Origin of the sequence: Kosakonia sp. SMBL-WEM22 (assembly GCF_014490785.1) — a bacterium.
Classification (GTDB): Bacteria; Pseudomonadota; Gammaproteobacteria; order Enterobacterales; family Enterobacteriaceae; genus Kosakonia.
This window is the reverse complement of sequence record NZ_CP051488.1, coordinates 78,033-104,173: the sequence shown is the minus strand read 5'-3', so window position 1 is coordinate 104,173 and position 26,141 is coordinate 78,033. Positions and strand designations below refer to the sequence as shown.

At 44.9% G+C, this 26,141-nt stretch carries 27 protein-coding genes and 8 pseudogenes; 4 read left to right on the top strand and 31 right to left on the bottom strand.

Going from position 1 to position 26,141, the window contains the following annotated elements; genetic code table 11:
* Positions 1–27 precede the first annotated feature (27 nt).
* Together pyrE and rph are read right to left on the bottom strand one after the other, a co-directional pair.
* On the bottom strand, positions 28–669 hold the full coding sequence (gene pyrE, locus HF650_RS00550; protein WP_094418916.1) for an orotate phosphoribosyltransferase: 642 nt from the start codon (positions 667–669) through the stop codon (positions 28–30).
* A gap of 120 nt (positions 670–789) precedes the next feature.
* On the bottom strand, positions 790–1,506 hold the full coding sequence (gene rph / locus HF650_RS00545) for a ribonuclease PH (RefSeq protein ID WP_094418915.1): 717 nt from the start codon (positions 1,504–1,506) through the stop codon (positions 790–792).
* A 124-nt stretch (positions 1,507–1,630) separates the two neighbouring features.
* Here rph and HF650_RS00540 point away from each other — a divergent pair, with 124 nt between their 5' ends.
* Positions 1,631–2,494 (top strand): YicC/YloC family endoribonuclease, encoded by an 864-nt coding sequence (locus HF650_RS00540; protein WP_187800744.1) that lies wholly within the window; start codon positions 1,631–1,633, stop codon positions 2,492–2,494.
* A gap of 130 nt (positions 2,495–2,624) precedes the next feature.
* Positions 2,625–2,760 (top strand): annotated as a pseudogene (locus HF650_RS25065) (integrase core domain-containing protein); the annotation flags it as partial.
* A 403-nt stretch (positions 2,761–3,163) separates the two neighbouring features.
* On the opposite strand, the gene HF650_RS00535 reads toward HF650_RS25065, so the two are convergent.
* From HF650_RS00535 to HF650_RS00485, 11 genes and pseudogenes are all read right to left on the bottom strand, one after another.
* A complete protein-coding gene (locus HF650_RS00535) occupies positions 3,164–3,706 on the bottom strand; it encodes a DUF4303 domain-containing protein (RefSeq protein WP_187800743.1) in 543 nt (180 codons plus the stop codon).
* The gene (locus HF650_RS00530; RefSeq protein ID WP_223284243.1) at positions 3,706–4,032 is read right to left on the bottom strand and encodes an AHH domain-containing protein; all 327 of its coding nucleotides are present in this window, start codon (positions 4,030–4,032) and stop codon (positions 3,706–3,708) included. Before HF650_RS00530 ends, HF650_RS00535 begins: the two co-directional genes overlap by 1 nt.
* A gap of 116 nt (positions 4,033–4,148) precedes the next feature.
* The gene (locus HF650_RS00525; protein WP_187800742.1) at positions 4,149–4,586 is read right to left on the bottom strand and encodes an Imm30 family immunity protein; all 438 of its coding nucleotides are present in this window, start codon (positions 4,584–4,586) and stop codon (positions 4,149–4,151) included.
* A 164-nt stretch (positions 4,587–4,750) separates the two neighbouring features.
* A complete protein-coding gene (locus HF650_RS00520; RefSeq protein ID WP_187800741.1) occupies positions 4,751–5,260 on the bottom strand; it encodes a DUF4265 domain-containing protein in 510 nt (169 codons plus the stop codon).
* A gap of 166 nt (positions 5,261–5,426) precedes the next feature.
* Positions 5,427–5,969 carry a DUF4303 domain-containing protein gene (locus HF650_RS00515; protein WP_187800740.1) on the bottom strand — a complete coding sequence of 181 codons (543 nt, stop codon included), beginning with the start codon at positions 5,967–5,969 and terminating at the stop codon, positions 5,427–5,429.
* A 39-nt stretch (positions 5,970–6,008) separates the two neighbouring features.
* Positions 6,009–6,236, bottom strand: a complete 228-nt coding sequence (locus HF650_RS00510; protein ID WP_223284242.1) for a hypothetical protein — start codon at positions 6,234–6,236, stop codon at positions 6,009–6,011.
* Between the two features lie 106 nt (positions 6,237–6,342).
* A pseudogene (locus tag HF650_RS00505) lies at positions 6,343–7,228 on the bottom strand (RHS repeat-associated core domain-containing protein); the annotation flags it as partial.
* 142 nt (positions 7,229–7,370) lie between these two features.
* Positions 7,371–7,844, bottom strand: coding sequence for a hypothetical protein (locus HF650_RS00500; protein ID WP_187800739.1), 474 nt, complete (start codon positions 7,842–7,844; stop codon positions 7,371–7,373).
* A gap of 766 nt (positions 7,845–8,610) precedes the next feature.
* On the bottom strand, positions 8,611–9,159 hold the full coding sequence (locus HF650_RS00495) for a DUF1629 domain-containing protein (RefSeq protein WP_187800738.1): 549 nt from the start codon (positions 9,157–9,159) through the stop codon (positions 8,611–8,613).
* A gap of 12 nt (positions 9,160–9,171) precedes the next feature.
* Complete coding sequence (locus HF650_RS00490) at positions 9,172–9,471, bottom strand: hypothetical protein (protein WP_187800737.1); 300 nt, start codon at positions 9,469–9,471, stop codon at positions 9,172–9,174.
* Positions 9,472–9,993: 522 nt separating this feature from the next.
* Positions 9,994–10,482: an SMI1/KNR4 family protein gene (locus tag HF650_RS00485; protein WP_187800736.1), complete on the bottom strand. Its 489-nt coding sequence runs from the start codon at positions 10,480–10,482 to the stop codon at positions 9,994–9,996.
* Positions 10,483–11,082: 600 nt separating this feature from the next.
* Between HF650_RS00485 and HF650_RS00480 the strand changes: the two genes are divergently transcribed.
* On the top strand, positions 11,083–11,670 hold the full coding sequence (locus HF650_RS00480; RefSeq protein ID WP_187800735.1) for a DUF4291 domain-containing protein: 588 nt from the start codon (positions 11,083–11,085) through the stop codon (positions 11,668–11,670).
* Positions 11,671–11,703: 33 nt separating this feature from the next.
* Here the strand turns inward: HF650_RS00480 and HF650_RS00475 are convergent, their stop codons facing one another.
* The 9 genes and pseudogenes from HF650_RS00475 to HF650_RS25520 all read right to left on the bottom strand — a co-directional run.
* A complete protein-coding gene (locus HF650_RS00475) occupies positions 11,704–12,246 on the bottom strand; it encodes a hypothetical protein (protein ID WP_187800734.1) in 543 nt (180 codons plus the stop codon).
* Positions 12,246–12,563: a hypothetical protein gene (locus HF650_RS00470; protein ID WP_187800733.1), complete on the bottom strand. Its 318-nt coding sequence runs from the start codon at positions 12,561–12,563 to the stop codon at positions 12,246–12,248. The genes HF650_RS00475 and HF650_RS00470 overlap by 1 nt, the downstream gene beginning before the upstream one ends.
* Positions 12,564–13,057: 494 nt before the next feature.
* Positions 13,058–13,528: an SMI1/KNR4 family protein gene (locus tag HF650_RS00460; protein ID WP_187800732.1), complete on the bottom strand. Its 471-nt coding sequence runs from the start codon at positions 13,526–13,528 to the stop codon at positions 13,058–13,060.
* A gap of 971 nt (positions 13,529–14,499) precedes the next feature.
* Entirely contained in the window at positions 14,500–14,784 is a 285-nt protein-coding gene (locus tag HF650_RS00455) for a hypothetical protein (RefSeq protein WP_187800731.1), read from the bottom strand.
* A 2-nt stretch (positions 14,785–14,786) separates the two neighbouring features.
* Complete coding sequence (locus HF650_RS00450; RefSeq protein ID WP_191264932.1) at positions 14,787–15,251, bottom strand: RES family NAD+ phosphorylase; 465 nt, start codon at positions 15,249–15,251, stop codon at positions 14,787–14,789.
* A gap of 24 nt (positions 15,252–15,275) precedes the next feature.
* Positions 15,276–15,753, bottom strand: a pseudogene (locus HF650_RS25030) (RHS repeat-associated core domain-containing protein); the annotation flags it as partial.
* Between the two features lie 213 nt (positions 15,754–15,966).
* Complete coding sequence (locus HF650_RS00435) at positions 15,967–16,758, bottom strand: hypothetical protein (protein ID WP_187800730.1); 792 nt, start codon at positions 16,756–16,758, stop codon at positions 15,967–15,969.
* Between the two features lie 8 nt (positions 16,759–16,766).
* A pseudogene (locus HF650_RS25060) lies at positions 16,767–17,547 on the bottom strand (RHS repeat-associated core domain-containing protein).
* Between the two features lie 304 nt (positions 17,548–17,851).
* A pseudogene (locus HF650_RS25520) lies at positions 17,852–18,459 on the bottom strand (type IV secretion protein Rhs); the annotation flags it as partial.
* Here HF650_RS25520 and HF650_RS25055 point away from each other — a divergent pair.
* Positions 18,442–18,654 (top strand): hypothetical protein, encoded by a 213-nt coding sequence (locus HF650_RS25055; RefSeq protein WP_223284349.1) that lies wholly within the window; start codon positions 18,442–18,444, stop codon positions 18,652–18,654. The pseudogene HF650_RS25520 and the gene HF650_RS25055 overlap by 18 nt on opposite strands.
* A gap of 107 nt (positions 18,655–18,761) precedes the next feature.
* Here HF650_RS25055 and HF650_RS00420 read toward each other — a convergent pair whose 3' ends face one another.
* The 9 genes and pseudogenes from HF650_RS00420 to HF650_RS00370 all read right to left on the bottom strand — a co-directional run bounded on the left by HF650_RS00420 (position 18,762) and on the right by HF650_RS00370 (position 26,107).
* Positions 18,762–19,304: a hypothetical protein gene (locus tag HF650_RS00420; RefSeq protein WP_187800729.1), complete on the bottom strand. Its 543-nt coding sequence runs from the start codon at positions 19,302–19,304 to the stop codon at positions 18,762–18,764.
* A gap of 2 nt (positions 19,305–19,306) precedes the next feature.
* A pseudogene (locus tag HF650_RS25050) lies at positions 19,307–21,214 on the bottom strand (AHH domain-containing protein); the annotation flags it as partial.
* Positions 21,215–21,292: 78 nt separating this feature from the next.
* A complete protein-coding gene (locus HF650_RS00400) occupies positions 21,293–21,886 on the bottom strand; it encodes a DUF1629 domain-containing protein (protein ID WP_187800728.1) in 594 nt (197 codons plus the stop codon).
* Positions 21,883–23,407 (bottom strand): annotated as a pseudogene (locus HF650_RS00390) (RHS repeat-associated core domain-containing protein); the annotation flags it as partial. The pseudogene HF650_RS00390 and the gene HF650_RS00400, both read right to left, overlap by 4 nt.
* A gap of 103 nt (positions 23,408–23,510) precedes the next feature.
* Positions 23,511–24,467, bottom strand: a complete 957-nt coding sequence (locus HF650_RS00385) for a hypothetical protein (RefSeq protein WP_187800727.1) — start codon at positions 24,465–24,467, stop codon at positions 23,511–23,513.
* Positions 24,468–24,479: 12 nt separating this feature from the next.
* Positions 24,480–25,308, bottom strand: a pseudogene (locus HF650_RS00380) (RHS repeat-associated core domain-containing protein); the annotation flags it as partial.
* Positions 25,309–25,325: 17 nt separating this feature from the next.
* Positions 25,326–25,592: a hypothetical protein gene (locus HF650_RS25045; protein WP_223284239.1), complete on the bottom strand. Its 267-nt coding sequence runs from the start codon at positions 25,590–25,592 to the stop codon at positions 25,326–25,328.
* 12 nt (positions 25,593–25,604) lie between these two features.
* Positions 25,605–25,757, bottom strand: coding sequence for a hypothetical protein (locus HF650_RS25040; RefSeq protein ID WP_223284238.1), 153 nt, complete (start codon positions 25,755–25,757; stop codon positions 25,605–25,607).
* Complete coding sequence (locus HF650_RS00370; protein WP_187800726.1) at positions 25,754–26,107, bottom strand: hypothetical protein; 354 nt, start codon at positions 26,105–26,107, stop codon at positions 25,754–25,756. The genes HF650_RS25040 and HF650_RS00370 overlap by 4 nt, the downstream gene beginning before the upstream one ends.
* Between the last annotated feature and the right edge of the window lie 34 nt (positions 26,108–26,141).

Genomic DNA, 26,141 nt, shown 5'->3' with positions numbered 1-26,141 from the left:
CCGGCAGGCCTGCTGCCGGGTAGCTCCTCAGACACCGTACTCTTCGCGATAGGCACGCACAGAGGCGACCAGATCGGCCAGCTCCGGCTTCTCTTCCAGATAGTCTACCAGGTCATTCAGCGTAATGATGGAAATCACCTTGCAGCCGTAATCACGCTCAACTTCCTGAATCGCAGAGATCTCTGCGCGGCCGCGCTCCTGACGGTCGAGCGAGATCAGCACGCCAGCAAGGGTCGCGCCGTTAGCCTGAATAATCTCCATCGACTCGCGGATCGCCGTCCCGGCGGTGATCACATCATCCACCAGCATCACACGGCCCTGCAGCGCACTGCCAACCAGGTTACCGCCTTCACCATGATCTTTGGCTTCCTTACGGTTAAAGCAGTAGGGCACATCGCGCTCGTGATGCTCTGCCAGCGCCACTGCGGTGGTGGTCGCAATCGGGATGCCTTTATAAGCCGGGCCGAACAGCAGATCGAAATCAATCCCGGAATCCATTAACGCTTCAGCGTAAAAACGGCCTAACAGCGCCAGATCGCGCCCGGTATTAAACAGCCCGGCATTAAAGAAATAGGGGCTTTTGCGCCCGGATTTCAGCGTGAACTCGCCGAACTTCAGTACCTGTTTGTTAAGCGCAAATTCAATAAACTGACGCTGGTACGCTTTCATGGATCCGCTCCTCTTCCTGTTTTGATGATTTAAAAATTTAGCAAAGTGCGTTGCGCAGACAGCGGGCCTGACGCCCGGATGTTGCGCAAAAAAAAGGGCGACTCATCGTCGCCCTCAAAATCAATTTTCTAACGCCGCTTTTTGCGCCGCGACAATGGACTCAATGCCCCCTCGGGCTAGCGCCAGCATCGCGAGCAGCTCTTCATGAGTGAAGGGCTCGCCCTCTGCGGTGCCCTGCACTTCGATCATGCGGCCATCTTCGGTCATCACGACGTTCATGTCGGTCTCAGCCGCTGAGTCTTCAACATACTCCAGATCGCACACCGCTTCGCCATTAACGATGCCAACGGAGACAGCCGCCACCATACCTTTCATTGGGTTGGTCTTCAGCTTGCCTGCGGCAACAAGTTTGTTCAGCGCATCGGCCAGCGCCACGCACGCACCGGTGATCGACGCGGTACGGGTGCCACCATCAGCCTGCAGAACATCGCAATCGAGGGTGATAGTAAATTCGCCAAGCGCTTTCAGATCGACCGCCGCGCGCAGTGCACGCGCAATCAGGCGCTGGATCTCCATGGTACGTCCGCCCTGCTTGCCCTTCGCCGCTTCACGGGCGTTACGGGTGTGGGTCGAACGCGGCAACATGCCATATTCGGCAGTGATCCAGCCCTGGCCCTGGCCTTTAAGAAAACGTGGAACACCTTCGTCGATGGAGGCGGTGCAGAGCACTTTGGTGTCGCCAAATTCCACCAGCACGGAACCTTCTGCGTGTTTTGTGTAGTTACGGGTCAGGGTGACGGGGCGCACCTGAGTGGCGCTTCGGCCTGCTGGACGCATGATGATTTCTCCGGCTGTTACGAATGTGGCTGCGCATTATACTGGCTAACCCTGGTTATTCCTATCCTGATAAGGCCACCAAAGCTATAATCCCCCGCATCTCTCCTTCAAAACGGGAACGACTATGATCCGCAGTATGACCGCCTACGCCCGGCGTGAAATCAAGGGCACATGGGGCTCAGCCTCCTGGGAACTGCGCTCGGTTAACCAGCGTTATCTGGAAACTTACTTCCGCCTGCCGGAACAATTCCGCAGCCTTGAACCGGTTGTCCGTGAGCGTCTGCGTACCCGTCTGACCCGCGGTAAAGTGGAATGCACCTTACGCTTTGAGCCGGACGCCAGCGCGCAGGGCGAACTGATTCTGAATGAAAAACTGGCTAAGCAGCTGGTCACCGCCGCGAACTGGGTAAAAATGCAGAGCGACGAGGGTGAAATTAATCCGGTCGATATTCTGCGCTGGCCTGGCGTGATGGCGGCTCAGGAGCAGGATCTCGATGCGATTACCGCTGAAATCCTCGCCGCGCTGGATGGCGCGCTGGACGACTTTATCGTCGCCCGCGAAACCGAAGGCCAGGCGCTGAAAGCGCTGATCGAGCAGCGTCTGCAAGGCGTCAGCACCGAAGTCAACAATGTGCGCGCTCATATGCCGGAAATCCTGCAATGGCAGCGTGAACGCCTGGTCAGCAAGCTGGAAGAGGCGCAGGTGCAGCTGGAAAACAACCGCCTCGAGCAAGAGCTGGTGATGATGGCGCAGCGTATCGACGTTGCCGAAGAGTTGGACAGGCTCGAAGCGCATGTAAAAGAGACCTACAACATCCTGAAGAAGAAGGAAGCTGTGGGTCGCCGCCTCGACTTTATGATGCAGGAGTTCAACCGCGAGTCGAACACGCTGGCCTCTAAATCGATCAATGCGGAAGTGACCAACTCGGCTATTGAACTGAAAGTGCTTATTGAGCAGATGCGCGAGCAGATCCAGAACATCGAGTAACGTTTCACGCGATCTCCCTAAGTCGCCGCAGGACAAAAAGGCCATGTTAAATCAAGGCCTTTTTTGTTTTATAGCGTCTTTTTATATATCACTACAGCACGTATCCAGCATGGATTTAAAATCACCGACGCTGGCGCAGCACGCTAAAGTGCATGGCTTAATACTGGAATTTATCAAACCGGGAAGGCCGACGCAGAATGCCTTTATCCAACGGTAACAGGACGTACCTGACAGAAATGATGGGTTTTTATCTGTTTAGAACCCTGATAAAGCGTGAGAAATCACAGAGCAATGGCAGAGACAACAGCGATTGGCTTCATAAGCCTCTGAATAAAATGACATAGAGAGAGTACCGGCTGATGGCAGAAAAACATGCAACCTAAAAAGTGCGAGGAACGACATCGAGTGTGCTTACACTACCATTGGCCTCTTGCCATCACGCCAAACCAATCCTGCTTCCGACTGCGTCAGCCGAAAGCGTCGTAACCATACGTGATGCGCTGCGCCGTTACAAACTGCGACGGATTGCGCAAGCTGTTGCGCCATATTCCAGAAGCATTGCTGCTTAATAATAATTCCAGCGTTTACTCTTTAAGCGGTAAATATGCATTATATGAGAATGAAATTATATCAAGTAATTGAAAAAACCACTAAAGGCCTTTTTAAAGATCATAACAATTCTTTGTAAGTTTCTAAAAACCAGTTTAAATTATCAGAAGGCTCATTAATTTCTATAGCCGAATCGCGATCAATTTCAGGCTCACCGGGAATAGTAACGTAACAAACCATACTGTTTACATCGTTTCCAACAGAATTACATAACTGTTGCTTTGCCTTTTTCATAGCACTTATATAGAGATTAAGATTTCTTTTTCTTTCCTCATCAAAATCATAACCTTTTGATAATAAAGGCTGAATCTCTTCATAGTAATGATCCATCATTACAGGAGTAAATGAACGAACGCCCACATCATCATTATCATCAAAAAATCCCTGCACCCAAGAATAACCTTCCCACTCTATTCCCTTGTGCATCTTTTCAATGCTCTTCTTAGTAGATACAGCCATATAGCTTGTCAACCCATCATCGTCTAGTACCAGAACGACTCCGTAAATAATATCGCCCTGGTTGTATTTTTTATATAATTCTAAAAACTCCTCTTGGATTAATTTATTTAAATTGTCCAATTGCGTGCTATGCCAACTTTTCATTACCTATGCCCTCCGAATACTTCGTGTCCGATTTCTTGTAACTTCTGTTTAAGAAGATCAGTTCCATCACTGCGTGATAAATTTTTATATTTACTTATTTCCTTAATTTTTTTATCAGCTTTGGCTAACGCATCGGCAACTTTTTTTGCATTTTCTTTTGTGTGGACGCCTTCTACATTATTAGCAATCATAAGATTTGCAGGATCATTTACAGGATCAATGCCGTATTTTTTAAGGATAGCTTTCGATCTTGCCAAATGCGGATCCAGAGATGCATTTGAGTATTTTCCTTTAAAAACAATATGATGACCATGTGGTCTTGTCACACCTTCGGGTATAACGTGGCCATTTGCTAAAGCCTTCGCTAACCAGCGATATTAAAGCCACCCAGCGATCCCCCCTACCAGCGGGTTCGGCGCATACTATTAAAGATTAACCCTGCTTAAGGATTCTCAGAAAGAATATATTCTACTTCAGAAAATTTTTCTGGATTTGCGTCCAAAAAATCCTTCAGATACTTAACCAAATATTCAGGATAGTTAAGTAGTCTTAATTTTTCTTTGTAAGCTTCTGTATGTGGTTTTGAGTTTGTAATTCTATAATGTATAACTTCAAGCCAATCAGGCGCTTTTTCTTTAAGGTCATCGATAACATGAACGACAGCATTTATATACGAACAAACCTCAAATGTCTCGGCCGTGCCAATGATATTTTTCATTACATCACCGTACTCGCAGTCATCATCAAGATAAGATAGCATTATTTCGATATAATTAGCATCTTTAGACAAAGCCATTTTTTTCAGCGTTTCATTAAAAGCAGCCACTTCAGATTCATTGCTGAATTTAGCATTTTTTTTCAAATCAGGTTCTAAGGTCAAAATTACATTCCTCACCTTTCTTATTTAAAATCTTAGGGAGATTTTATTTACCCCCTTGAAAAAAAACCATTAAACATCTAACTAAGAAGATTTTATATATTGAGATCAAGATTATATTTTTCTCCAAATAATAATAGAGGCCTCATTTACACCCTCCTATATGTTCAATGATTGACATACTTTATATTTGTAAGCGCCTTACACTCTTTCAGCCTTTTTTCATCTATGCCTGTATGCTGAAGGCAAGCATCTTCATAGTCAAGGATGCCTTCATCCAACTTATCTTTTAAAAAAAGATCAATATCCGGAATAGACACCGAAGGAGGGATATCAAGACCAAATAATGGCGAAGCGTTAGCTGAGTTAGTAACCCCACCTAATAATTGCAAGGCAGATATAACATTAATTTTCTGCTCTTCCACATTCATATAAACACGCATAGTGGAGTGGCCATTATTTCTCAAAACGCCACTCACAACAAACTCACCTTTATTTTCCTGAAATGCTAATACATCACACTTACTTACGCCATATATATAAAACGGTATATTATCCAATTCATACTCTCCTTGCTCATTCTTTTTTAACCATACAGACTCATAGTTAACCGGCGGATAACCATCCTCATCCTGGTTTAAATAGAATGTAACTTTTACATATTTTTCATCAATCATTAAAGTAACCCACTTTATTTCGTGCCGTTATCGCTTGGGTGATTATAGTCTGGATTAAAGGCAGAGAATCCTTCACAGACGTAGGTCGAGCGGCCCAGTGCATCGTTGTCGTCAAGATGATGCTGGCCGTTTTAGTATTTACTATCAAAAAAATAGAAGAAGATCCTCACGCAGGCTGATCAGAGTATCTTTCTTTAAATTTCATGAAAACATCTTTGGAATTTAATAACTGGGCAGCATAATTTTCTACTGCTTCAGATCTATCATCATCAGTTATTGAGATGAATAAGGTAAAATCGTTTTCGGGGAAAAGACCTGATTTTTTTAACGTATTTAACACACCAGTAAGCGATTCATAAAATTCCGCCTGAAACTCATCTGAACTATCGTCTATCTGAGCAAGCTTGTGACTTATATTTTTGATTTCAGAATCAGTTAAGTCATCATTCCCATAAGCCCATTCGGAGGGAGTCCATTTTAAAACATTTTTAAAGTAATCCTCTTTTGGTTTTATCTCTCTAATATATTTCTCTTTAGCTTTAGCTAACGATTCATGTGTGTTTAACGCCAAAAACAATGACTTTGCAAAACTATCTGTGACGAGGGCAACAGAATAAATATTCTCATTCAAGTTTTTGACTATCTTCAAATAATCGTTACGCACGGCGCGCTCTAGATCTTCTTCAAAAACTTCCCATAATTTGCTCATAATAGTTCACCTATACTCTCCGAAAACATCTTTACCAGCTTATTGAAGTTTGCATTTCATTTTTCCAGTCGCTTCAGAATGGCTGATAACTTTATCTTTGACTTGATCTGATATAGCTAAATGTTCTTTTTCTAATATGTCTGCAACTTTTTCCGCATTTGGAACAGTATGCACACCTTTACCATTATTAGCTACCATTAGGTTAGCCGGATCATTTATATCTATATTATAGATCTTAAGAATCTTCCTACTGCGATTTAGCTGCATACGCATATCCGGATTTGTTTGTAAGCACCCTTAAAAAAATATGATGTCCATGAGGGTTAACTATATCCGATGGAACAATATGTCCATTACTTTTTACAATATCTAACCGACTAAGACCGAAAGGATCCATAAAAACCAACGGGTTCGGCGCATACTGATACAGGTTTATCCCACCCGCGAGCCCTATTGGGTCCTGGCTGATAAAGCGCCCCACGTTTCACTCAGCAGCCGGTTGCCGTCCCACACGAAGATCGTCACGCCGAATGCATCCTGCTTCCAGCTGCGTCGGCCGAAGGCGTCATAACCATACGTGGTGCGCTGCGCTGCGCCGTTACGTAAGGTGACGGACTCTGCCAACTGATGCTCTGCGTTCCATCTGAACTGCTGTGTGGTGTGTCGGGCGATATGTTTGGTGATAACGTTGCCGAAGTTGTCGTACTCCCAGCGTTTATCTTCATACACGCGCAGGCGGTTATCCTGTAACGGGCCCGCGGTGGTGTCGCTAAGAAGGTTATGGGCCGGGACGAAGGCGAAGTGTTCGTCACTAGCGCGGGTTAAGCGGCCCAGTGCATCGTAGTCATAGCGATGCTCACCGGTGTATTTATCCACCATCTGCAGCAGCTGCCCGTCACGCCGCCAGGCGTAATCACGCGCCACTGCGATTTTCCCGTTCCGTCCGGCAAGGCGGTGACGGTGCGGTTGCCGAGCTCACCATACTGATGATGAAGCTCATAGCTGCTGCCGCGAATGAGGTTGCGCTCAAGCGTAAGCTGCCCGGCGGGGGCCCACTCCAGCTCCACGCGCCCGCCGTGGTTAATGCCCGCAGTCAGGCGTCCAAGCGAGTCAAACTGATAACGGGCGCGCTGCCACTGCGCCTCGCCGCGGCGCGCCAGATCATATTCATATTTCACCTGATGGCCCAGCGCAACGGTACGCGCCAGTGGCAGGCCATCCGGCGCCAGACTCCATTGCGTAATCTGCCCCGCGGCGTCGTAGCCCCACAGGTACTGGCTATATTTTTCACCCGGCGTTGTCGGCGTCGCGTCGGTGTGTATCTGCCGGACTCTCTGGTCGGTGCTGTTCCAGCGATAGCGGCGCTCGAAAACCAGTTCGCGGCGCATTCCGCCAGGAGGGTTAGTAAATTATTAGCTCGCCCTGGGGCCACGGACCGGCCCAGCCACAGGGCATATGACCTTGCTCATAAATAGAAATAAGATTCATAAAAAAAAGGGACTTATTTAAAAAGGGACTATAAGCATCCTCTAATAAATAATTTAATAAATCCCACTTTATATTATTAAGCAAAGCCTTTTGATTCCCTCCTATCAGAGGAATTTGTGGAACAATTTTACTTTCAACGATAACAGCAGCAGCATCTGCGAGCTTGTTCCATTCAAGAAAAGCATTCACATGTTTTTTTGACAACAAACCTGTAATATTATTCCGGGCTTCTAAAGTAACACTTTCCCACTCTTCACTTTCTAGATTAAGTTGAAAAGCATTTATATTTTTAACGCGTATTGTGTTAGGAATAGAGCTATCTTTTCCTGCGTTTGAAAGCCAATTGATTCTTAATAACTTTTCGATCGATGCCTGGTTTATATTCATAAGTTCATCTTATTTATTCTACCTGGGATTCTTGGGACACACATGCCACCGAGAGCATCATACTGAATCCTGTTCTGGATACTATACCTTACAGCCTGGTTAACGTGGTGCGCATGTAATCTTTTCAAAGATATTATAAATATAACAAAGGCTTTTTAATTTCACAAATCAAAAACCTGCAAAAGTCTTAGCCACGATTTTTTACTGCCATCTATTTTTGAGTGATAAATCTGGTTACACCACTCCTGCCTCGCCATCATTTTGGACAGACATGTCAATGGATAATAGCGGGCCATAACCAGATGATTTTATCAAAATAATATTTTTATCAACATCGCCAGATTTTCTGGCCTTAAAGGTTGTAAACCTGATATCAGGTGCAGATTGTGCGGCCAGGCCTAGCTTTGAAATGCCACAAAATGACTCCCCATTTAACGACAGAGTGCCATATTTCCCTTTACCCTTACTTGCTCTATTTTCAAGAAAGAAGGATACTTATAATAAATTTCTGCTTCACCTTCATGTAATGGGCTAATCTTTCGTTAATACCCTCATCAGATTGCCTCTGATTCTTGGTGACGTAATTAACAATAATTTCAATTTCTTTTTTTACTTTCTCATTTTAGTTAGTGGGTGAAACAGGATTACCATCTTAAGAACCTCTACCAGTTAAGAGGAATCTAAACTCAGGGTTCCATAATAACGACCAGGAAACCAAGCTTATTTCCCGGCTGTTATTAAAAGAGTGATTGATAATTTAGCTATATTAATGATTTAATTTTTCATATTCCACGCCCGATATGGACGCTTGAATCATTTTATCAACGAGTTTATCTTGATAAACAGTAACATCCTCGAAACAATTTTTTAGAATGGCGGCTGGCGCACCACCCATTTTTTGTTCATCAATTACTACTTTTTCTATTCTTTCGATAAATGCATCGTTAGATTCATAAGGGGTATACACAGACTCTTCTTTATTAAGAAAATATATACCGCATAGTAAGTGAGCAAAAAAGAAGTCGCCTTTCGGATATGTTGCTGTGTCGGACGTAATAATTACATCAAAATATTCGTAATCAGCGCGTACGCTTTCGAGTATTTTCTTCATTTTCGCGGAAACTATTATAAAAGGGCCGCTTCTAAAAAAATCGTTTGGCCTTAAATCAGAATCAAGCTCCAGTTGTAATACAGGAAAGTTACTCCCCAGTTTTTCTGCGAGTGTTACATTAAAAAGCATAACATCGTTCATGTTTGTAACTGTTGCATCAGTATACAAGTTATCATCATATGTTTCTTTTATACGGTAATACATATTCTATCCTTCTTAAAAATGTGGATCGGCATTTTGCAACTTAAACTGCTGGCCAAGTAAGGCTTCACGAATCTTATCTTCAACCTTACCAATTTTATCGGGCAGCTCGCTATCTTTAATAGCTTTCATTTCATATTTACTCTGCAGAATTCTCATTTCTTTATTCGTAAACATGGTTACTTCTTTGAGATGTCTGCCAGAATATAAAGGTAAACCCGATGCCAGAGATTCTTCAACGATTGTAGGTAGAGAAATACCATTTATTCCTCTATTAATATTGTATCCTAAAGAAACTGCCTGGTTCCCACGCATGAATTAGTTGATAACCCCAACGGATCCACCCACACCAGCGTATCACCCACATAGCTTTAGGTATTCATCCCGCCCGCTAGCCCAATCGGGTCAATCTGCGATAACGCCCGGCGACCGGGTCCTGGTAGCGGAACAGGTTGTAGTGCAGGCCGCACTACTCGCCGCATCCCTGTGGCTCGCGCTCTGTTCGCCCGCCAGCTGTGCCCCCTGCCAGTCGAAGCGGATGGTTGCCGGGTCTTTCTCACCGTAGCGCCAGAGAATCTTATGAGTACGTCTGCACAGCGGGGCGTAGTAGTATTCCCAGCGGCTGCCTAAGAAATTAAATTATTTAATATAAACTTTTTTATCAAGAAATAACAAACCCAGGCAATTGGCGCATAGATTACAAATAAATTACAGGAAGAACTCATCAACTCTAAAAATAAAAAATTTAATAGCAAATAATTACGAGCGAATGTGATAATACACTGCACCTCCTTGAATGCGATATCTCATAATATCTTGCCTTTATACAAACCTCATTTAATCATACGCATCTCCATAAACTTTCTTTTTCCAGTAAATATCTTTACCACCTGTATTATACAACTCCGACAATAACTCAGAGAAACTAAGTGCTATAACTGGACAGCTTCCGGCTACCCCATGAACCTCGTAATTACTATCATAACAACGGCCACTTCTCTCAAGAGATAAATCTAAAGATAAATAATCATGGTTATCCGTTTTTGCTATCAGATACCATGCGGAAGAGATATCATATTCACATAATTCACCTAGAATCTTCATGTTTGAATTTAAAATTTCAACATTAGAAAGAATGGTAAATGTGATCAGAGAGCTATCGTTGCAAAAAAGTTTAACTCCATTACATTTTTGATAAAAGTAAATGACATCTTCAGGATATTTTAATTTATTATTAGGGAGTGATGGCAGATCCCCTTTGGGTGGAATCACCTCACATCTTTTATCGTTCTTAATCAAATCAAGTACTTTATCTATTTTATCCATACTCTGCACCTTGAAATATCACAGACTCAAAAGACCCATCATATAAATATTGGTTTACTGCTCGATAATATGCATCTCTACTTGCCGTAAGAACATGTGCGGCATCAAACTCGCCCCTCCGGGTACCCTACGCGTATTCAAATCTGTTCCCAACAAATTTGTCGCGGACGAGATATTGTCCCTGGAAACGCAGGTTCTGCGGCACCTGCCATTGCGAGCAGGTTATGCCACACCGGGTTACGTTGCTCTTCCGTGCGGGTGCCCGCTGGGTCCCAGAAGAAGCGCTCTTCTTTCTGCGGCTCGACGGCCTTTGTCACCTGCCCCGCGGCGTCTTAGCCCACAGGTACTGGCTGTATTTTTCACCCGGCGTTGTCGGCGTGGTATCGGTGTGTATCTGCTGAACTCTCTGGTCGGTACGGTCCCGCCTGAAGCGGCGTTCGAACACCAGTTCGCGTCGCGCGGCCAGCAAAATATTTAAGGGTCTGGTTTACTCGTAATTTTTACCAGAATACAGCCCGAAGTATCATTGTGGGACATGGTATTATCCCTGGATATTGCTTATCATAAATAATGATATCTACAATCTATAATTGAAAAATCATGAATAAAAAAACCATCTCTTTAACTCCAACAAATGAAATTAGAGCATATTATACGGATGATTTCATTCGAGTTTATCAGGCGTTTTCCGATGAAATAGCAGAAAGCGCTCTTGAGAACAAAACCTTCGTATCTCCACCATTCAGTATGAGCAGAATGACATGGATTAAGCCTTCTTTTTTATGGATGATGTACCGTTCAGGATGGGCAAAAAAAGACTCAAGACAAAAAAGAATTCTGGCAATAGATATAAGCCACACAGGATTCCGTGAAATACTCAAAACTGGAGTACTTAGCAGTCATGGCGAGTCTCTTCATAATAGCTTAGACAGCTGGCGCACCGATATAAAAGAATCAGATGTAATAATACAATGGGACCCAGAAAGGGACTTATATCTAAATAAACTAAACTATCGCACCATACAAATAGGATTACGTAATCAAGCTGTTGAAGATTATTGTAAAAAATGGATTTTTAACATTTCAGATGTAACCAGCCTTGCCGAAAAGATAAAAGGGTGTATAGATTCTGGGAGCATACATTTAGCAATTTCACTTCTCCCTCAAGAACGGTCTTATAAAATTTAAGCCGAAAACCGGCTTAAATAGAAATTTATTTTTTTAAACTAAAACACCGTAAGATTTTCCAACCTGTACTGCTTTGCTCTTTATTTCAGGGATGGAGTTTCTTGATAATGCCTTTAATTTCTCAACAGCGTATTTTGAACCTATTCTCGCTAAAGCGTATATACAGTTCCATGCCAACATGTAATTATCATCCTCTCTGTCATCAGCCAAATAATCATATTCAGACAAAGCACAGTTATATAGGGCATTTACTGCATCATCGCTTTTAGCATTTATTTTAACTAAAGCCCGCACAACATCATCATGTTTATAATGAAAATCATCCCCCAAAAGATGTATCAAAATATCTTCATGCTTGCTTGTAAATCCAAAATGAAAGCCAATATATAAAGCGTATTCAACTTCTTTCAGGTCTTTAGAAGAATGCGCATTTTTTAAAATGTCATCTATAAAATCATCAACATTTTCCTGAGTACATGGAAAAAGTTTTAGAAACTCTTCATCTGTTATTTTTCCAGCTCGAAGCGGCTTATTATTAACCACGGAAAGCACTAAGTTCGTTTGCTCTGAATTCATTATTTCCTCAACACATTAAAAGAATCGATACCATCGTTAAAGATTTTGAAAGCAGCGTCCCCTTCCCTACCAAGACCAATTTTTATCTGGTCATCTTCGCCTTTAAATCGAGCATTTTTCAATCTCCAAGCTTCTGATTTTACTTGAGTTGGCATATCAGGATGGGTTACAGCAGCCAGATCAGACTTATCTCTAATGCCAATACCTTCTAACTGTGCTCGCGTACCGGGTTTTAGATTGAATGGTACCAATATCCCGTCGTAGTCTTCTGAAAACTCACGGGTAGGAGATATTATTGTTTCGGTTGTACCCGGCATCCGTCCCGTTTTTTGTAAAACAGCAAATCATCTTTTGACATGGTCCTGTAAAAAACATTCTCATACGGTGGCTTATAACATGCAACCAACCCCAACGGATCCACCTACACCAGCGGATCACCCGCATAGCTGTAGGTATTCATACTGCCTGCTAAACCAATCGGGTCCATCTGCGTGTAACGCCCGGCCACCGGGTCGGCGGCGCTCACCACCTGCCCGCATATCTTCAGGCAGATGCTCAAATATACAACAGAGATGGAGGTCCTGATTGCTGGCCCGGAAAAGCACTTTAAAGTAGTTTCGGTATTAACAATAAATTCATGCAAATCAAAACTGGAATACTCTTTATTAATTCTTTTAAGCTAGTTATTTTGACCAAGTGCACCTTTTCATCCTGCATTTTTAACAAAATTAAAGTGCATACTAAAAAATTTTGAGGTTAATGAGAGGTACTGCCAGTCTAATAAAATGCGACATATACCTCTTCAAAGGAATTATAAACCTTCCAAAGACTCTTTAATTTCAAGCATCAAAAAATCCGCAAAAGTCTTAGCCACGATTTTTTTACTGCCATCTCTCTTGAATGATAAGTTTGTTTCCACTACTGCTGCCTCGCCATCACTTTGAACAGATACGTCAATAGAAAATAGCGGGCCATAACCAGAGGATTTTATCAAAATCATATTGTTATCAATATCGCCAAGTTCCCTGGCCTTAAGGGTTGCATACCTGACATCAGGTGCAGATTGTGCGGCCAGGCCTAACTTTGAGATGCCATAAAATGACTCTCCATTAAATGAAAGCGTCCCATATTTCTCTAAAAAGAACTTATATGTGGAAGGGAATTTAACCTTAAGCTCTTTCTCATAAAGCTCAATGACATCCTCAGAGGCGGGACCACTTCCTCGAGCTTCCTCACCACTTGCACTAATTAATTCATCGAGCAAATTAAAAATATCTTCCATTATAGCTTCCTGATATTAAACCGTTGATTATTTCCCATCGACCGAATCTATAATGCTCGACGGTTTCAATAAAATACACCTTTACAATGACAAATACATATAAAAATCACCATCTGATAATAAATATTAGAATCAAGAGTTTAGGCGTCATGTAAAAACAAGGGCGACATTAAGTCGCCAGCCAAGGGATTAATATAAATTTAAACTTTGATTTTGCAAAATCCGCATTAAACCCTAGCCTTAATTATTTTTCATTAAGAAATCCCAATAACTTATCAATAAGGGGATAATTCCAGCCCACTCCGTCTAAATTTTTTCTGTATCGCTAAACATGCTAACAAAAAGTGATACAAATATACGTGCGGATTTTTTGAACTTCTAACAATAAACTATCACTTAATTCAATAAGGTTTTTAGACATTATCAAAAACTCATCCTTTATAATAGAAAAGATGGTTTCACATGCTCTCTTAATACCATCATTTGTAGTAGGGAGAATGGGGCGTTTGTCATTTACCCCTAACGCGCTGACAAATAACGTGTAATCTTTATTTGGAAGATTTGATTTATAAGGTGGGTTATTTGTAAAATCACATCATTAATACCCATCGCCAGAACCAGGCATACCATTGCAGATGTCCTCGACTTAGCTAAGAAAGTAATGTCAATAGTTGTAATAGCGTGTAGTGTCTTTAATGTCATTTTGTTTTTTGTGACTTTAACACCCGACACTTCTTTGGATTTATCTTTTAAATATACAAGAAGTTCTTTTTCGAAATTTTTTTCAGATCTTTTACATTAAAAGACATATTCGGACCTTGTCAATATTTCAATAATCAGAAATGTGCATCCAGAATGATCCCGTTACCTTCGAGCGGTAAGTCATTAGCACCTTTAGTTGCCACCTCCAGTTTTCCGGCTTTACTTGCGGAAGGTCTAATAATCCCTTCCGCCAAATCGCATTGATAGTTTTAACATGGCATTCTCATCAATGCTGTTTTCAGTCTTCTCATAAGGCTAACGCTTTTTATACATTCAAGCGGAGTTAGTCCATCCAGAATAGGGATTTTTTTGTGAATCCACTCAAAGCATTCTTCTGCGCCCAGTAAACCATATATAACTGTAGCAATATCTTTATGCCCTCCAATCTCTACGGCAAGTTCCATTATTTCACTACTTTGATACATAGATTCATAAACTCTATAGAAAATTTCCCATTTAGCATCACCAGGATATTCCGCTTCAAGATTTTCCATTATTAAAACCCCATGAAAGATATTAAATTTGAACCTGACGGATTTCGTGACGAAGGCGCTAGAATCCCGTCATAACCTTGCTCTTTTGCCCAGCTTCCAATTTGATGAGTTACATCATAATTTTTTCCAGTTATATCTTTTAAAGACACCCCCAACTGATCTCTGACATCAGCCCTCGTCAAATCGAGCACATTATTCAATTGGACCTTTTTAGAAACAAGCACCCTTTTGGATAAATCTACATTCCACGCGTTAACCTCAGTAAGAGCAGTTTTGCGTGAGTTAGCCCCATAAACTCCGCCCAGCCCCGTATCTGTATAACGGTGAGAAGCTGCAATATTTCCAGGGTGTGTTGTCCATGTAGTTTCTATGCGATGTGGCTCTTCAAAGCGATAAATTGTTCTATTGACCTTTCTTCCCTTCGGCGCAACAGAACATTCAAACAATCCCAACGGCTCCACCCACACCAGCGGATCACCCGCATAGCTCTAGGTATTCATACCGCCTGCTAAACCAATCGAGTCCATTTGCGTGTAACGCCCGGCCACCGGGTCGTAATAGCGGAACAGGTTGTAGTGCAGGCCCTACTATTCGCCACATCCCTGTGGCTCGCCCCTTCGGGGTACGCTACGCGTATTCAAATGTGTTCCCGACAAATTTGTCGCGGTCAAGGTACTGGCCCTGAAAGCGCAGGTTCGGCGGTACCTGCCACTGCGGTTCGCTGAGTTCGAGCTCCGTTTTGCTCCAGGTGCTGAACTGCCCGCGCCATACGGCCTGGTCGTCGGCGTCCGTTACGGCCTTCGTCACCTGACCTGCCGCGTCGTAGCCCCACAGGTACTGGCTGTATTTTTCTCAGTGAGTTGTCGGCGTCGCGTCGGTGTGTACCTGCTGGACTATCTGGTCGGTGCGGTCCCAGCGATAGCGGCGTTCGAACATCAGTTCGCGGCGGGCGTCCAGCACCGTGCGCTGCGGCTTCAGCCCGCCGAGGCGCAGCAGCAGGTTGTGCCTGCCAAGGTTCTTGCACTGCATATGCTCATTATCATTTAATTAGAAAAAAAGTTATTGATTCATTAATTAAAAATTTGCAGCAGTATTTATTATGGTTATTTATTAATGAAAATGGCGGGCTCTCCCGCCTTAAAGATAAGAATAACTCATGTATTTCAATATATATTATGAATCTTACGGCAACCTGTTGCTACCTCTTCTGGGACTACATTTTTTCCAAGAAATTAAGACTCCATGCATCCCGAGTTCATTATTTATACTTTCCAATTGATTGTCCTGAACAATCCAAAACCATCTCTCATTTACACTGTTAATTTTTTTTAGCATACCCCATTCATTTTTTTGTATGGCTTCGCACAATGTTGATTCGCCAATCACAATATCTAAATGAGAGGAATTAATGACATTGACGGGGTATACTAACCGTAATTTTGTTGAATTAAACCTTGCCTGCCCCTGAAATCGACCATCAACTTCTTTATTAAAGGCCATCGCATTTTCCCATGGGAAAAGCTTGACCATATTCTCTCCAATTGCATAATGATAGGCATCATATACATCGGCACATTTATAGCCTATTGCATAAGACGCAGCATTATTTTCAAAAAACCCATCTAAAAATAAAAACAAATCTTCAAGACCATCACCATTGTATTGAAGATTTATATGGAAAAAGCCTCCAAATGTTTTTGTTGAATATCCGAAAGCCGCTTCCCAGGGGGTACCCTTAAGACCTTCATGATAAATCCGGAAATCTTTAGCTTCACCTTTATCTAGCGCATATTTGAGCTCATCCAGACTTTTCTCTACAAAATCAATATCCTCTTGGCTTCGATATCTTCGAACCGCATAGTAACCTTGTGCATTTACATCAGATTTTATAGTTTCAAAAAAACGAAAACCTTCATTAAGCGCACTGGAAGGTGTAATCTCTTGTGTACCATAAATAGCGAAACCGAAAGCCATGCTAACTCCTATATACTTTCAATCAAATCATCTAATACAGACTTAATATGGTAAGCATCATAATGGTGTTTAAACAAAATTATTTCGCCCTGTTGTGAAGGCGGGAGGTTACTCATTGCCGTCTGGTTCCGAGTAGTTAATGTCGGCAACTTTTTGCCCATATCTGTTTTTGATGCAAGTTCTATCGAGTGTGTTTTTCCGTTTATATCAACGGCCATAATGTCAGGTCTTCTTCCGGAAATACCATGTCCATGCGCAAAGCTATAAGACCTGTTCAAATAAATCTCTTTAAACTTACCACTCATAGCAAGTTTATTTGCAATAACTTCTGAGAATTGATCATGGCCAGGCGTTTTATCGACTTGCCCTTTGCCATATATTTTAGCTCCATTGACTTCTCTAACTGGACATGGCGCAAGTCCAAAAGGGTCTATCCCCGTAAGCGGATCACCCACATAGCTGTAGGTATTCAGCCCGCCCGCTAACCCTATCGGGTCCATCTGCGTGTAACGCCCGGCCACCGGGTCGTAGTAGCGGAACAGGTTGTAGTGCAGCCCGCAATACTCGCCACATCCCTGTGGCTCGCCCCTCCGGGGTACGCTACGCGTATTCAAATGTGTTCCCGACAAATTTGTCGCGGTCGAGGTACTGGCCCTGAAAGCGCAGGTTCTGCGGCACCTGCCACTGCGGCACGCTGAGTTCGCGCTCCGTTTTTCCCCAGGTGCTGAACTGCCCGCGCCAGACGGTCTGGCCATCAGCGTCCGTTACCCGCTCCGGCAGGCCGTTCAGTTCGGTGTGGTACCAGTAAACCTCGCAGTCGTCGAAGACGCTGTCGATGCGGGCCAGCGGCTCGTAGCTGCCTTCGGTGTAGACGTACTGGACGTGGTGGTCCGGCTCACGGTCGCTCTGTTCACCTGCCAGCTGTAACCCCTGCCAGTCGAAGCGGATGGTTTCCGGGTCTTTCTCACCGTAGCGCCACAGAATCTTGTGAGTTCTGCGCCCCAACGGGTCGTACCGGTATTCCACTCTGCGGAACTCGCTGTTCCCCTCAAAGCGAATCTCTTTTACCCGCTGTTCATCGTCATACGTGAAATGCTGCACCACGCCGCTTTTATCCTGACGGCGCACAAGCCGCCCGAACCCGTCGTAATCGAGCTTCAGCCCGTCGAGGCGCAGCAGCAGGTTGTGCCACACCGGGTTGCGGTGCTCTTCGGTGCGGTTGCCCGCCGCATCCCATAAGAAGCGTTCTTCCTTCTGCGGTTCGACGACCTTTGTGACCTGGCCCGCGGCGTCGTAGCCCCACAGGTACTGGCTGTATTTTCCACCCGGCGTTGCCGGCGTGGTATCGGTGTGTATCTGCTGAACTCTCTGGTCGGTGCGGTCCCGGCGGTAGCGGCGTTCAAACACCTGCTCCCGGCGCGCGTCCAGCACCGTACGCTGGGTGATGCGCCCCGCGGTGTCGTAACGGGTCTCCTGCGAGAGCACGCCCTGGCTGCGGGAGATTTCCCGGTGCAGGCGGTCTCGGCCATAGGCCGCCAGCGTGTGCGTCGCCCCGCCGTGGCGCAGCTGCATCTCCAGCAGGTGCCCGGTGCCGTAGCGCAGCGCCGCCAGCTCGCGCCCGCCCGGGTACCGCGTGCTGCTGAGGTTGCCGAGCGCGTCGTACTCGTACTCAAACGTCCCGCTGTGGTTCTCCTTGCTCACCAGCTCGCCCGCCGCATTGCGGGTGAAGATGAGCACGGCGTCCCACTCGGGTTCGCGCTCTTCCAGCAGCGCGGTGCGCCATTCGGCGCGGGTGGCGCGGCGAATTTCCAGCGACAGCGTGTCGTGACGGTACTCGGTGCGGTGGTCGGCGGTTTCTCGCGCGGTGAGATGATTTTTTTACAAATGTGGATTTAATATTTCCAATTAAAGAACTCCTCTTGAAAACATAAACCTACAGAGTTAACAGCATAAAAATGCATTGCCTTAGGTAAGGCCATGCATTTAATAAATCAAAATTAGCATTACTTCAAAACAGCGGGATTAAATACTACAATATCCTTGTTTTTTTTCACACCACACGGTATACATCCAGTTTTAAATATCTCATAAAGTTTTTCAAGAGGCGATCCTAATATAACTCCATTAATATATCGTTGAGTGGCAATCATACTCAACATATATATAGCCTCGTCACTAACCTCACTAATAAAATCCTCATACCTTTTATTTTCCGCAAGACCCATTTTTTTCTTTAAAAGATATGCTTTCCGTTTTCTGATGTTTTCTTTCAAAGCATCTCCTTTTGAAATCATCATTTGATATTTAATAGCGTCCTGTGATTCTTTATAAAGCGCATTTAAGAGTAATTCAGAAGTGATTTCGGCAAAGAAGTCACTCCATACTATATATTCTTTAGGTAGATCTTGATCAAAAAGAAGATGCAAAGCCAACTTCTCATCATTAATATATTCTGAGTTTAATACATCTCCACCGCTTCCAGCAAGAAATTCAGGATTGCGGGAAAACAACATAGGTTCCATGTAAATGGCAACATCAACTTGCATATTCACCTCAATATATTAGTCCACAAATTATAGACGCGCTCCCTACCGAGCTTCTCTGTATCTGGTCCAAAAATGTCTCTGTTATACATGTCTTTAGAGCGTATAGGTGTCCCGCTTTCCATCGCTTTTCTAGCTGTACTTTGGATATCATTTACTTGCTGCGCGATTGCTTTTTTCGACTGATTTAAGTCAATTCTATTGAGAGCATCGCTAATGGCATCGGTATAACCATGATGGTTGCCTTGATGTCTAGACATAGCACTTGAAGCATCGTCTGCTTTACGCAAGAAAATCCCATTGCCAGCGTCATCTATATAATAATTTATCTTTTTTAATGCTGGATGATTAGCCAGCTCTTTTGGAATTATATGATGCGCCTGATAGCCCTTCCATGAAGTAGAACGAGACAGACCCATTTTTTGCATCATATTTTTACCAAGGGTTGTAGAGCATCCTGCCAATCCCAACGGATCCACCCACACCAGCGGATCACCTACGTAAGAATACGTGTTAATACCGCCCGCTAACCCAATCGGGTCCATCTGCGTGTAACGCCCGGCGACCGGGTCGTAATAGCGGAACAGGTTGTAGTACAGCCCGCAATACTCGCCACATCCCTGTGGCTCGCCCTTCCGGGGTACGCTACGCGTATTCAAATGTGTTCCCGACAAATTTGTCGCGGTCGAGATATTGCCCCTGGAAGCGTAAGTTCTGCGGCACCTGCCACTGCGGCACGCTGAGTTCGCGCTCCGTTTTTCCCCAGGTGCTGAACTGTCCGCGCCAGACGGTCTGGCCGTCAGCGTCCGTCACCCGTTCCGGCAGGCCGTTCAGTTCGGTGTGGTACCAGTAAATCTCGCAGTCGTCGAAGACGCTGTCGATGCAGGCCAGCGGCTCGTAGCTGCCTTCGGTGTAGACGTACTGAACGTAGTGGTCCGGCTCGCGGTCGCTCTGTTCACCCGCCAGTTGCAGTCCCTGCCAGTCAAAGCGGATGGTTTCCGGCTGCGGGTCGTTATAGCGCCACAGAATCTTGTGAGTTCTGCGCCCCAGCGGGTCGTACCGGTATTCCACTCTGCGGAACTCGCTGTTCCCCTCAAAGCGAATCTCTTTTAACCGCTGTTCATCTTCATACGTGAAATGCTGCACCATGCCGCTTTTATCCTGACGGCGCACAAGCCCCCCGAACCCGTCGTAATCGAGCTTCAGCCCGCCGGGCGCAGCAGCAGGTTGTGCCACACCGGGTTGCGGTGCTCTTCGGTGCGGTTGCCTGCCGGGTCCCAGAAGAAGCGTTCTTCTTTCTGCGGTTCGACGGCTTTGGTAACCTGCCCCGCAGCGTCGTAGCCCCACAGGTACTGGCTGTATTTTCCACCCGGCGTTGCCGGCGTGGTATCGGTTTGTATCTGCTGGACTATCTGGTCAGTGCGATCCCGGCGATAGCGGCGTTCAAACACCAGCTCCCGGCGCGCGTCCAGCACCGTACGCTGGGTGATGCGCCCCGCGGTGTCGTAACGGGTCTCCTGCGAGAGCACGCCCTGGCTGCGGGAGATTTCCCGGTGCAGGCGGTCTCGGCCATAGGCCGCCAGCGTGTGCGTCGCCCCGCCGTGGCGCAGCTGCATCTCCAGCAGGTGCCCGGTGCCGTAGCGCAGCGCCGCCAGCTCGCGCCCGCCCGGGTACCGCGTGCTGCTGAGGTTGCCGAGCGCGTCGTACTCGTACTCAAACGTCCCGCCGTGGTTCTCCTCGCTCACCAGCTCGCCCGCCGCATTGCGGGTGAAGATGAGCACGGCATCCCATTCAGGCTCCCCCTCTTCCAGCAGCGCATTGCGCCACCCGGCGCGGGTGGCCCGGCGGATTTCCAGCGACAGCGTGTCGTGACGATACTCGGTGCGGTGGTCAGCGGTTTCCCGGGCGGTCAGCCCTCACGAAATAGCAGCTATAATTCGAATATTTGCTATTTCCATAAATAGCTTAGCTCAAGCTATTTTTTAATAATATTAATTGTCCCATTCATCATATTTATAATTATTATCAATCGCCATAAAATCTATACCAACAAGTCCCTGCTTTGTGAATCGCTCTTTAAAATCTGAGGAACATACGGGCTTACCAATGTCAGTACAGAAGAATAAATGATCACACAAATTCTCCTTAATAATAAATCTATTTATTTTGCTACAATAAACCGTTTCATCATCAGTAATGAAATCATCTATTTCGTACTCAGATTTATCTTTATCAATTATAGATAAGTATTTCTTCAAATAAAATAAATTATAATGCTTAGATACCTCCCTCCCGTCGCTAAGCTCAATACTTAAAGGCACATTAAAATAATCAACACTCAACGCTGAGCATAAAGATAACATTTCATCTGAAGCTAGATCATCTAACGGGTAATAGTCTCCCGCCAAATTATCCACGGTCGTTCTTAATGTATAATGATCACAAAAAACCGTTAGTTCAGGCAACGCAGTATGAATATTAAACGTTGGCAACTCTGGTGTATATTCTTTGTCAATGTAGTGAGGAAATCCTTCCCCACCTGGCTTAAAATTGATTACAAAAAACTTGCAACTGTCTAATGTCATAGTAATCGCCCATTATTGAAACCTATATTAAATATGCCCTTTTTTAAACCTTCACGGGCCCAATCCTGTATATCTTTGACATGCAAAGCAAGCTGCGTATCACTAAGTTTGCTTTCCTTACGCAGCACATTCTCAAGTTTCTTACGAACCTCACCAGTGTATTCCCGATGATTAGACCAATGACCCGGCATATCTATCGTTTTGGCAAGATCTTCACTACCCGGAAGGAAGATACCATTCGAAGCGCCATCTCCATCCCAACCTATTTTCTTCAACCTATCAAATATAACCTTATACCTAGGATCCTTAATTAATTCTTCAGGAATTAAGTGATGGTTCGCCATTCCATCCCTTGGCCGTGCTCCCATATTTTTTCCAAGTTTAGTGGAACACCAGCCTAAAGGATCAATATAGACTAGAGGATTGGATGTATAAGCATACGTATTCATACCGCCCGCTAACCCTATCGGGTCCATCTTCGTGTAACGTCCGGCGACCGGGTCGTAGTAGCGGAACAGGTTGTAGTGCAGCCCGCAATACTCGCCACATCCCTGTGGCTCGCCCCTTCGGGGTACGCTACGCGTATTCAAATGTGTTCCCGACAAATTTGTCGCGGTCGAGATATTGCCCCTGGAAGCGCAGGTTCTGCGGCACCTGCCACTGCGGTACGCTGAGTTCGCGCTCCGTTTTGCCCCAGGTGCTGAACTGTCCGCGCCAGACGGTCTGGCCGTCAGTGTCGGTCACCCGCTCCGGCAGGCCGTAAAGTTCGGTGTGGTACCAGTAAATTTCGCAGTCGTCGAAGACGCTGTCGACGCGCGCCAGCGGCTCGTAGCTTCCTTCGGTGTAGATGTACTGAACGTAGTGGTCCGGCTCGCGGTCGCTCTGTTCACCCGCCAGTTGCAGTCCCTGCCAGTCGAAGCGGATGGTTTCCGGGTCTTTATCACCGTAGCGCCACAGAATCTTGTGAGTTCTGCGCCCCAGCGGGTCGTACCGGTATTCCACTCTGCGGAACTCGCTGTTCCCCTCAAAGCGAATCTCTTTTAACCGCTGTTCATCTTCATACGTGAAATGCTGCACCACGCCGCTTTTATCCTGACGGCGCACAAGCCCCCCGAACCCGTCGTAATCGAGCTTCAGCCCGTCGGGGCGCAGCAGCAGGTTGTGCCACACCGGGTTACGGTGCTCTTCGGTGCGGTTGCCCGCCGCATCCCAGAAGAAGCGTTCTTCCTTCTGCGGTTCGACGACCTTTGTGACCTGGCCCGCCGCGTCGTAGCCCCACAGGTACTGGCTGTATTTTTCACCCGGCGTTGTCGGCGTGGTATCGGTGTGTATCTGCTGAACTCTCTGGTCGGTGCGGTCCCGGCGGTAGCGGCGCTCGAAAACCAGCTCCCGGCGGGCGTCCAGCACCGTACGCTGGGTGATGCGCCCCGCGGTGTCGTAACGGGTCTCCTGCGAGAGCACGCCCTGGCTGCGGGAGGTTTCTCGGTGCAGGTGGTCGCGCCCGTAGGCCGCCAGCGTGTGGGATGTATCACTGATTCACAGGCGGCAAGATTTAGAGATGTTAGTGAACATATGCCAGTTACAGTTAAAGCGGTACTAAATTTAACTGTAAATAACATCAGTCTTAATTGGAAAGATTATTATAGATTGACTCCCTAAATTTCATATTTTCGCTACTCAATTCAATATCATTACTTTTGATAAACGGCTTAAACATATCAATAACAGGATGAGAGATAAAGCTAATATCTTTCCCAGCATTCACTCTTATTTTTAATAAACATAAAATCTCACTCGGTAAAAACTGCCACTCAGTAGCATCAAAAATATAGAACTTTTTAGAATCTTTACGGCAGTTATTAATATGGAAATCCCCCATGGCTAAAAAAACTTCCTTTACAGTTTGAGTGTCGTCGCTCAAGAAATTATTGTAAGCGAAACTGTAAACCTCATTGAGGTTTTTTTTGGGGTCTATATTAAGTGGTACGCTGCTACCATCCACTAGCCCCTCAAAAGAAGTAACATGCTCTTCCACCCCAAAAAAATCATTACCAATTATAACAAATAACGGGAGAATGCTATGTCCTGCTTCACAGCGAGCCAGATTCGGATTGCCTTTGCTTTTAGCCTCACTTGCTTTATTTTCAAGGAAAAAGTCAAGGTATTCCATAACATTAAGCTGATCTTCTTTTGTGAAAAAAGTAAAAGATAGTAAGCCTAAAGAACTAATGTTGGAATCCAGATACGCGGGCAATCTCTTTTTCATAAACAGAGCTGATGTTACTGCGAGTAGCTGAACATAATAAATATTAATTAACTTGTTGAAGCTATCTTCGTCTTTATTGGCGTAGAAATCCCTCGCATATATAGCGAACTCATCAAACTTCCTTGAAAGCGCAGAAGCTATGTCCTCTTGAACAACACGATAGCCTACTTTTTCATTTACAAAATACTTATAAGAAAGATCTGTTTCTCCCTCCAAATAAAGAGCCAGTCTCTCGTTAAGCTCTTCATAATACTGCCTCTCCTCCTTAGTGACGTAATTAACAATACCGTCAATTTCTTTAATTAATTTCTTCATTTATCGACTCCGTTACTCCCAAATGCTCATCAAATATTTTGAAACAAACCAGCGCCCATTAGCGGCCCTTCCAACGAAGACGTCAGCAACGTAAGTGTCGCCTATATTATCCAACATATCATTTACCCTGTACCCGTTAAGGTCATAGCCTCCCTTCCGGACATCTGTTCCAAGAACAGTTTTAATGAAATCTTTTGAACTTAGCTGCCGATCGCTTAATTTTCCGACCGACCCAGTTGTATTTGTTTTTACTTCAAAGAAATCATATTTCCCGTCATGCCTCAAACCGACTAAATCAATGCCATTATTAGATTTATTTTGCACCGAAAAAACATCTGCATAATTGCCTGAGGCTTCGAGCTGAGATTTCGCATGGGATTCGCCAAAATCCCCCAAGCGCTTACTAAAACACAGGCCAAGCGGATCGATCCTTGCTAATGGGTCCGGCACATAACCATAAGTATTAATCCCACCAAGCAACCCAATCGGGTCCATCGGCGTGTAACGCCCGGCGACCAGGTCGTAGTAGCGGAACAGGTTGTAGTGCAGCCCGCAATACTCGCCACATCCCTGTGGCTCGCCCTTCCGGGGTACGCTACGCGTATTCAAATGTGTTCCCGACAAATTTGTCGCGGTCGAGATATTGCCCCTGGAAGCGCAGGTTCTGCGGCACCTGCCACTGCGGTACGCTGAGTTCGCGCTCCGTTTTGCCCCAGGTGCTGAACTGCCCGCGCCAGACGGTCTGGCCATCAGCGTCCGTCACCCGCTCCGGCAGGCCGTTCAGTTCGGGGTGGTACCAGTAGATTTCGCAGTCGTCGAAGGCGCTGTCGACCCGCGCCATGGTAAAAAATATAGCTGTTAAACTAAAACTTCAGCTCCAACACCATCAATTAAGAGACTACGCAAAGAAGGAGATATAAACTCTGCATCGTTTATATCCAAATTTCCAAAACCAACTTTGTAGAGACCATATCCATTACTTCCTTTAGCATAAAATATAATCTGGCCTCCTTCATCATCACCTATTGCCAAGGATTCAGGAATATACTTTTGAACGTGATGCTCTTTGTTAATTTCTAGGCAACCCTTAGCCCCCCAAATACGCAGATAAACCTCATCCAACACTAAAATTTCGGCTTAAGATATTTGATTAATGAAATGCAAGTATTCATCCGGAATATTTAAATTTTTAAAATGATCTTTTAAAGCATCAATCTCATTTTGTTTAGACGCTTCCGCATATGTATCTAATCTGAAAATCTTATTAAGCTTAAAAAAATCGTTATTCATAATAACTCCACCTTAGCATACGGAACATTAAGTTTATCAAGCATTCTATATTGCTGATCTAGAACACTTTGAATGACTTCATCTTTAAAACCTGCATCCCGAAAATCGGTGACTATATTATTTAACTCATCTTGTAACGATAATGACCATTTCCCTTTACCTTGCGCAACTCGTAGATTGCGTCTGGCATTTTGTGCGTTGGATATTATTATATGAGGCAATCCCTTACCTGTTTCGATCGTTACAGTAGGTGCAAGCTTAGGATTATAACCATACTGAGATAGGTTATTAATCGCCCATTCTTGCTGAAGCCCGAGATGCGACTGTAGTCGGCCGCCGTTAGGTCCCATTACTTTTGGTTTCGGTAATGAGTCTTTATGTGTT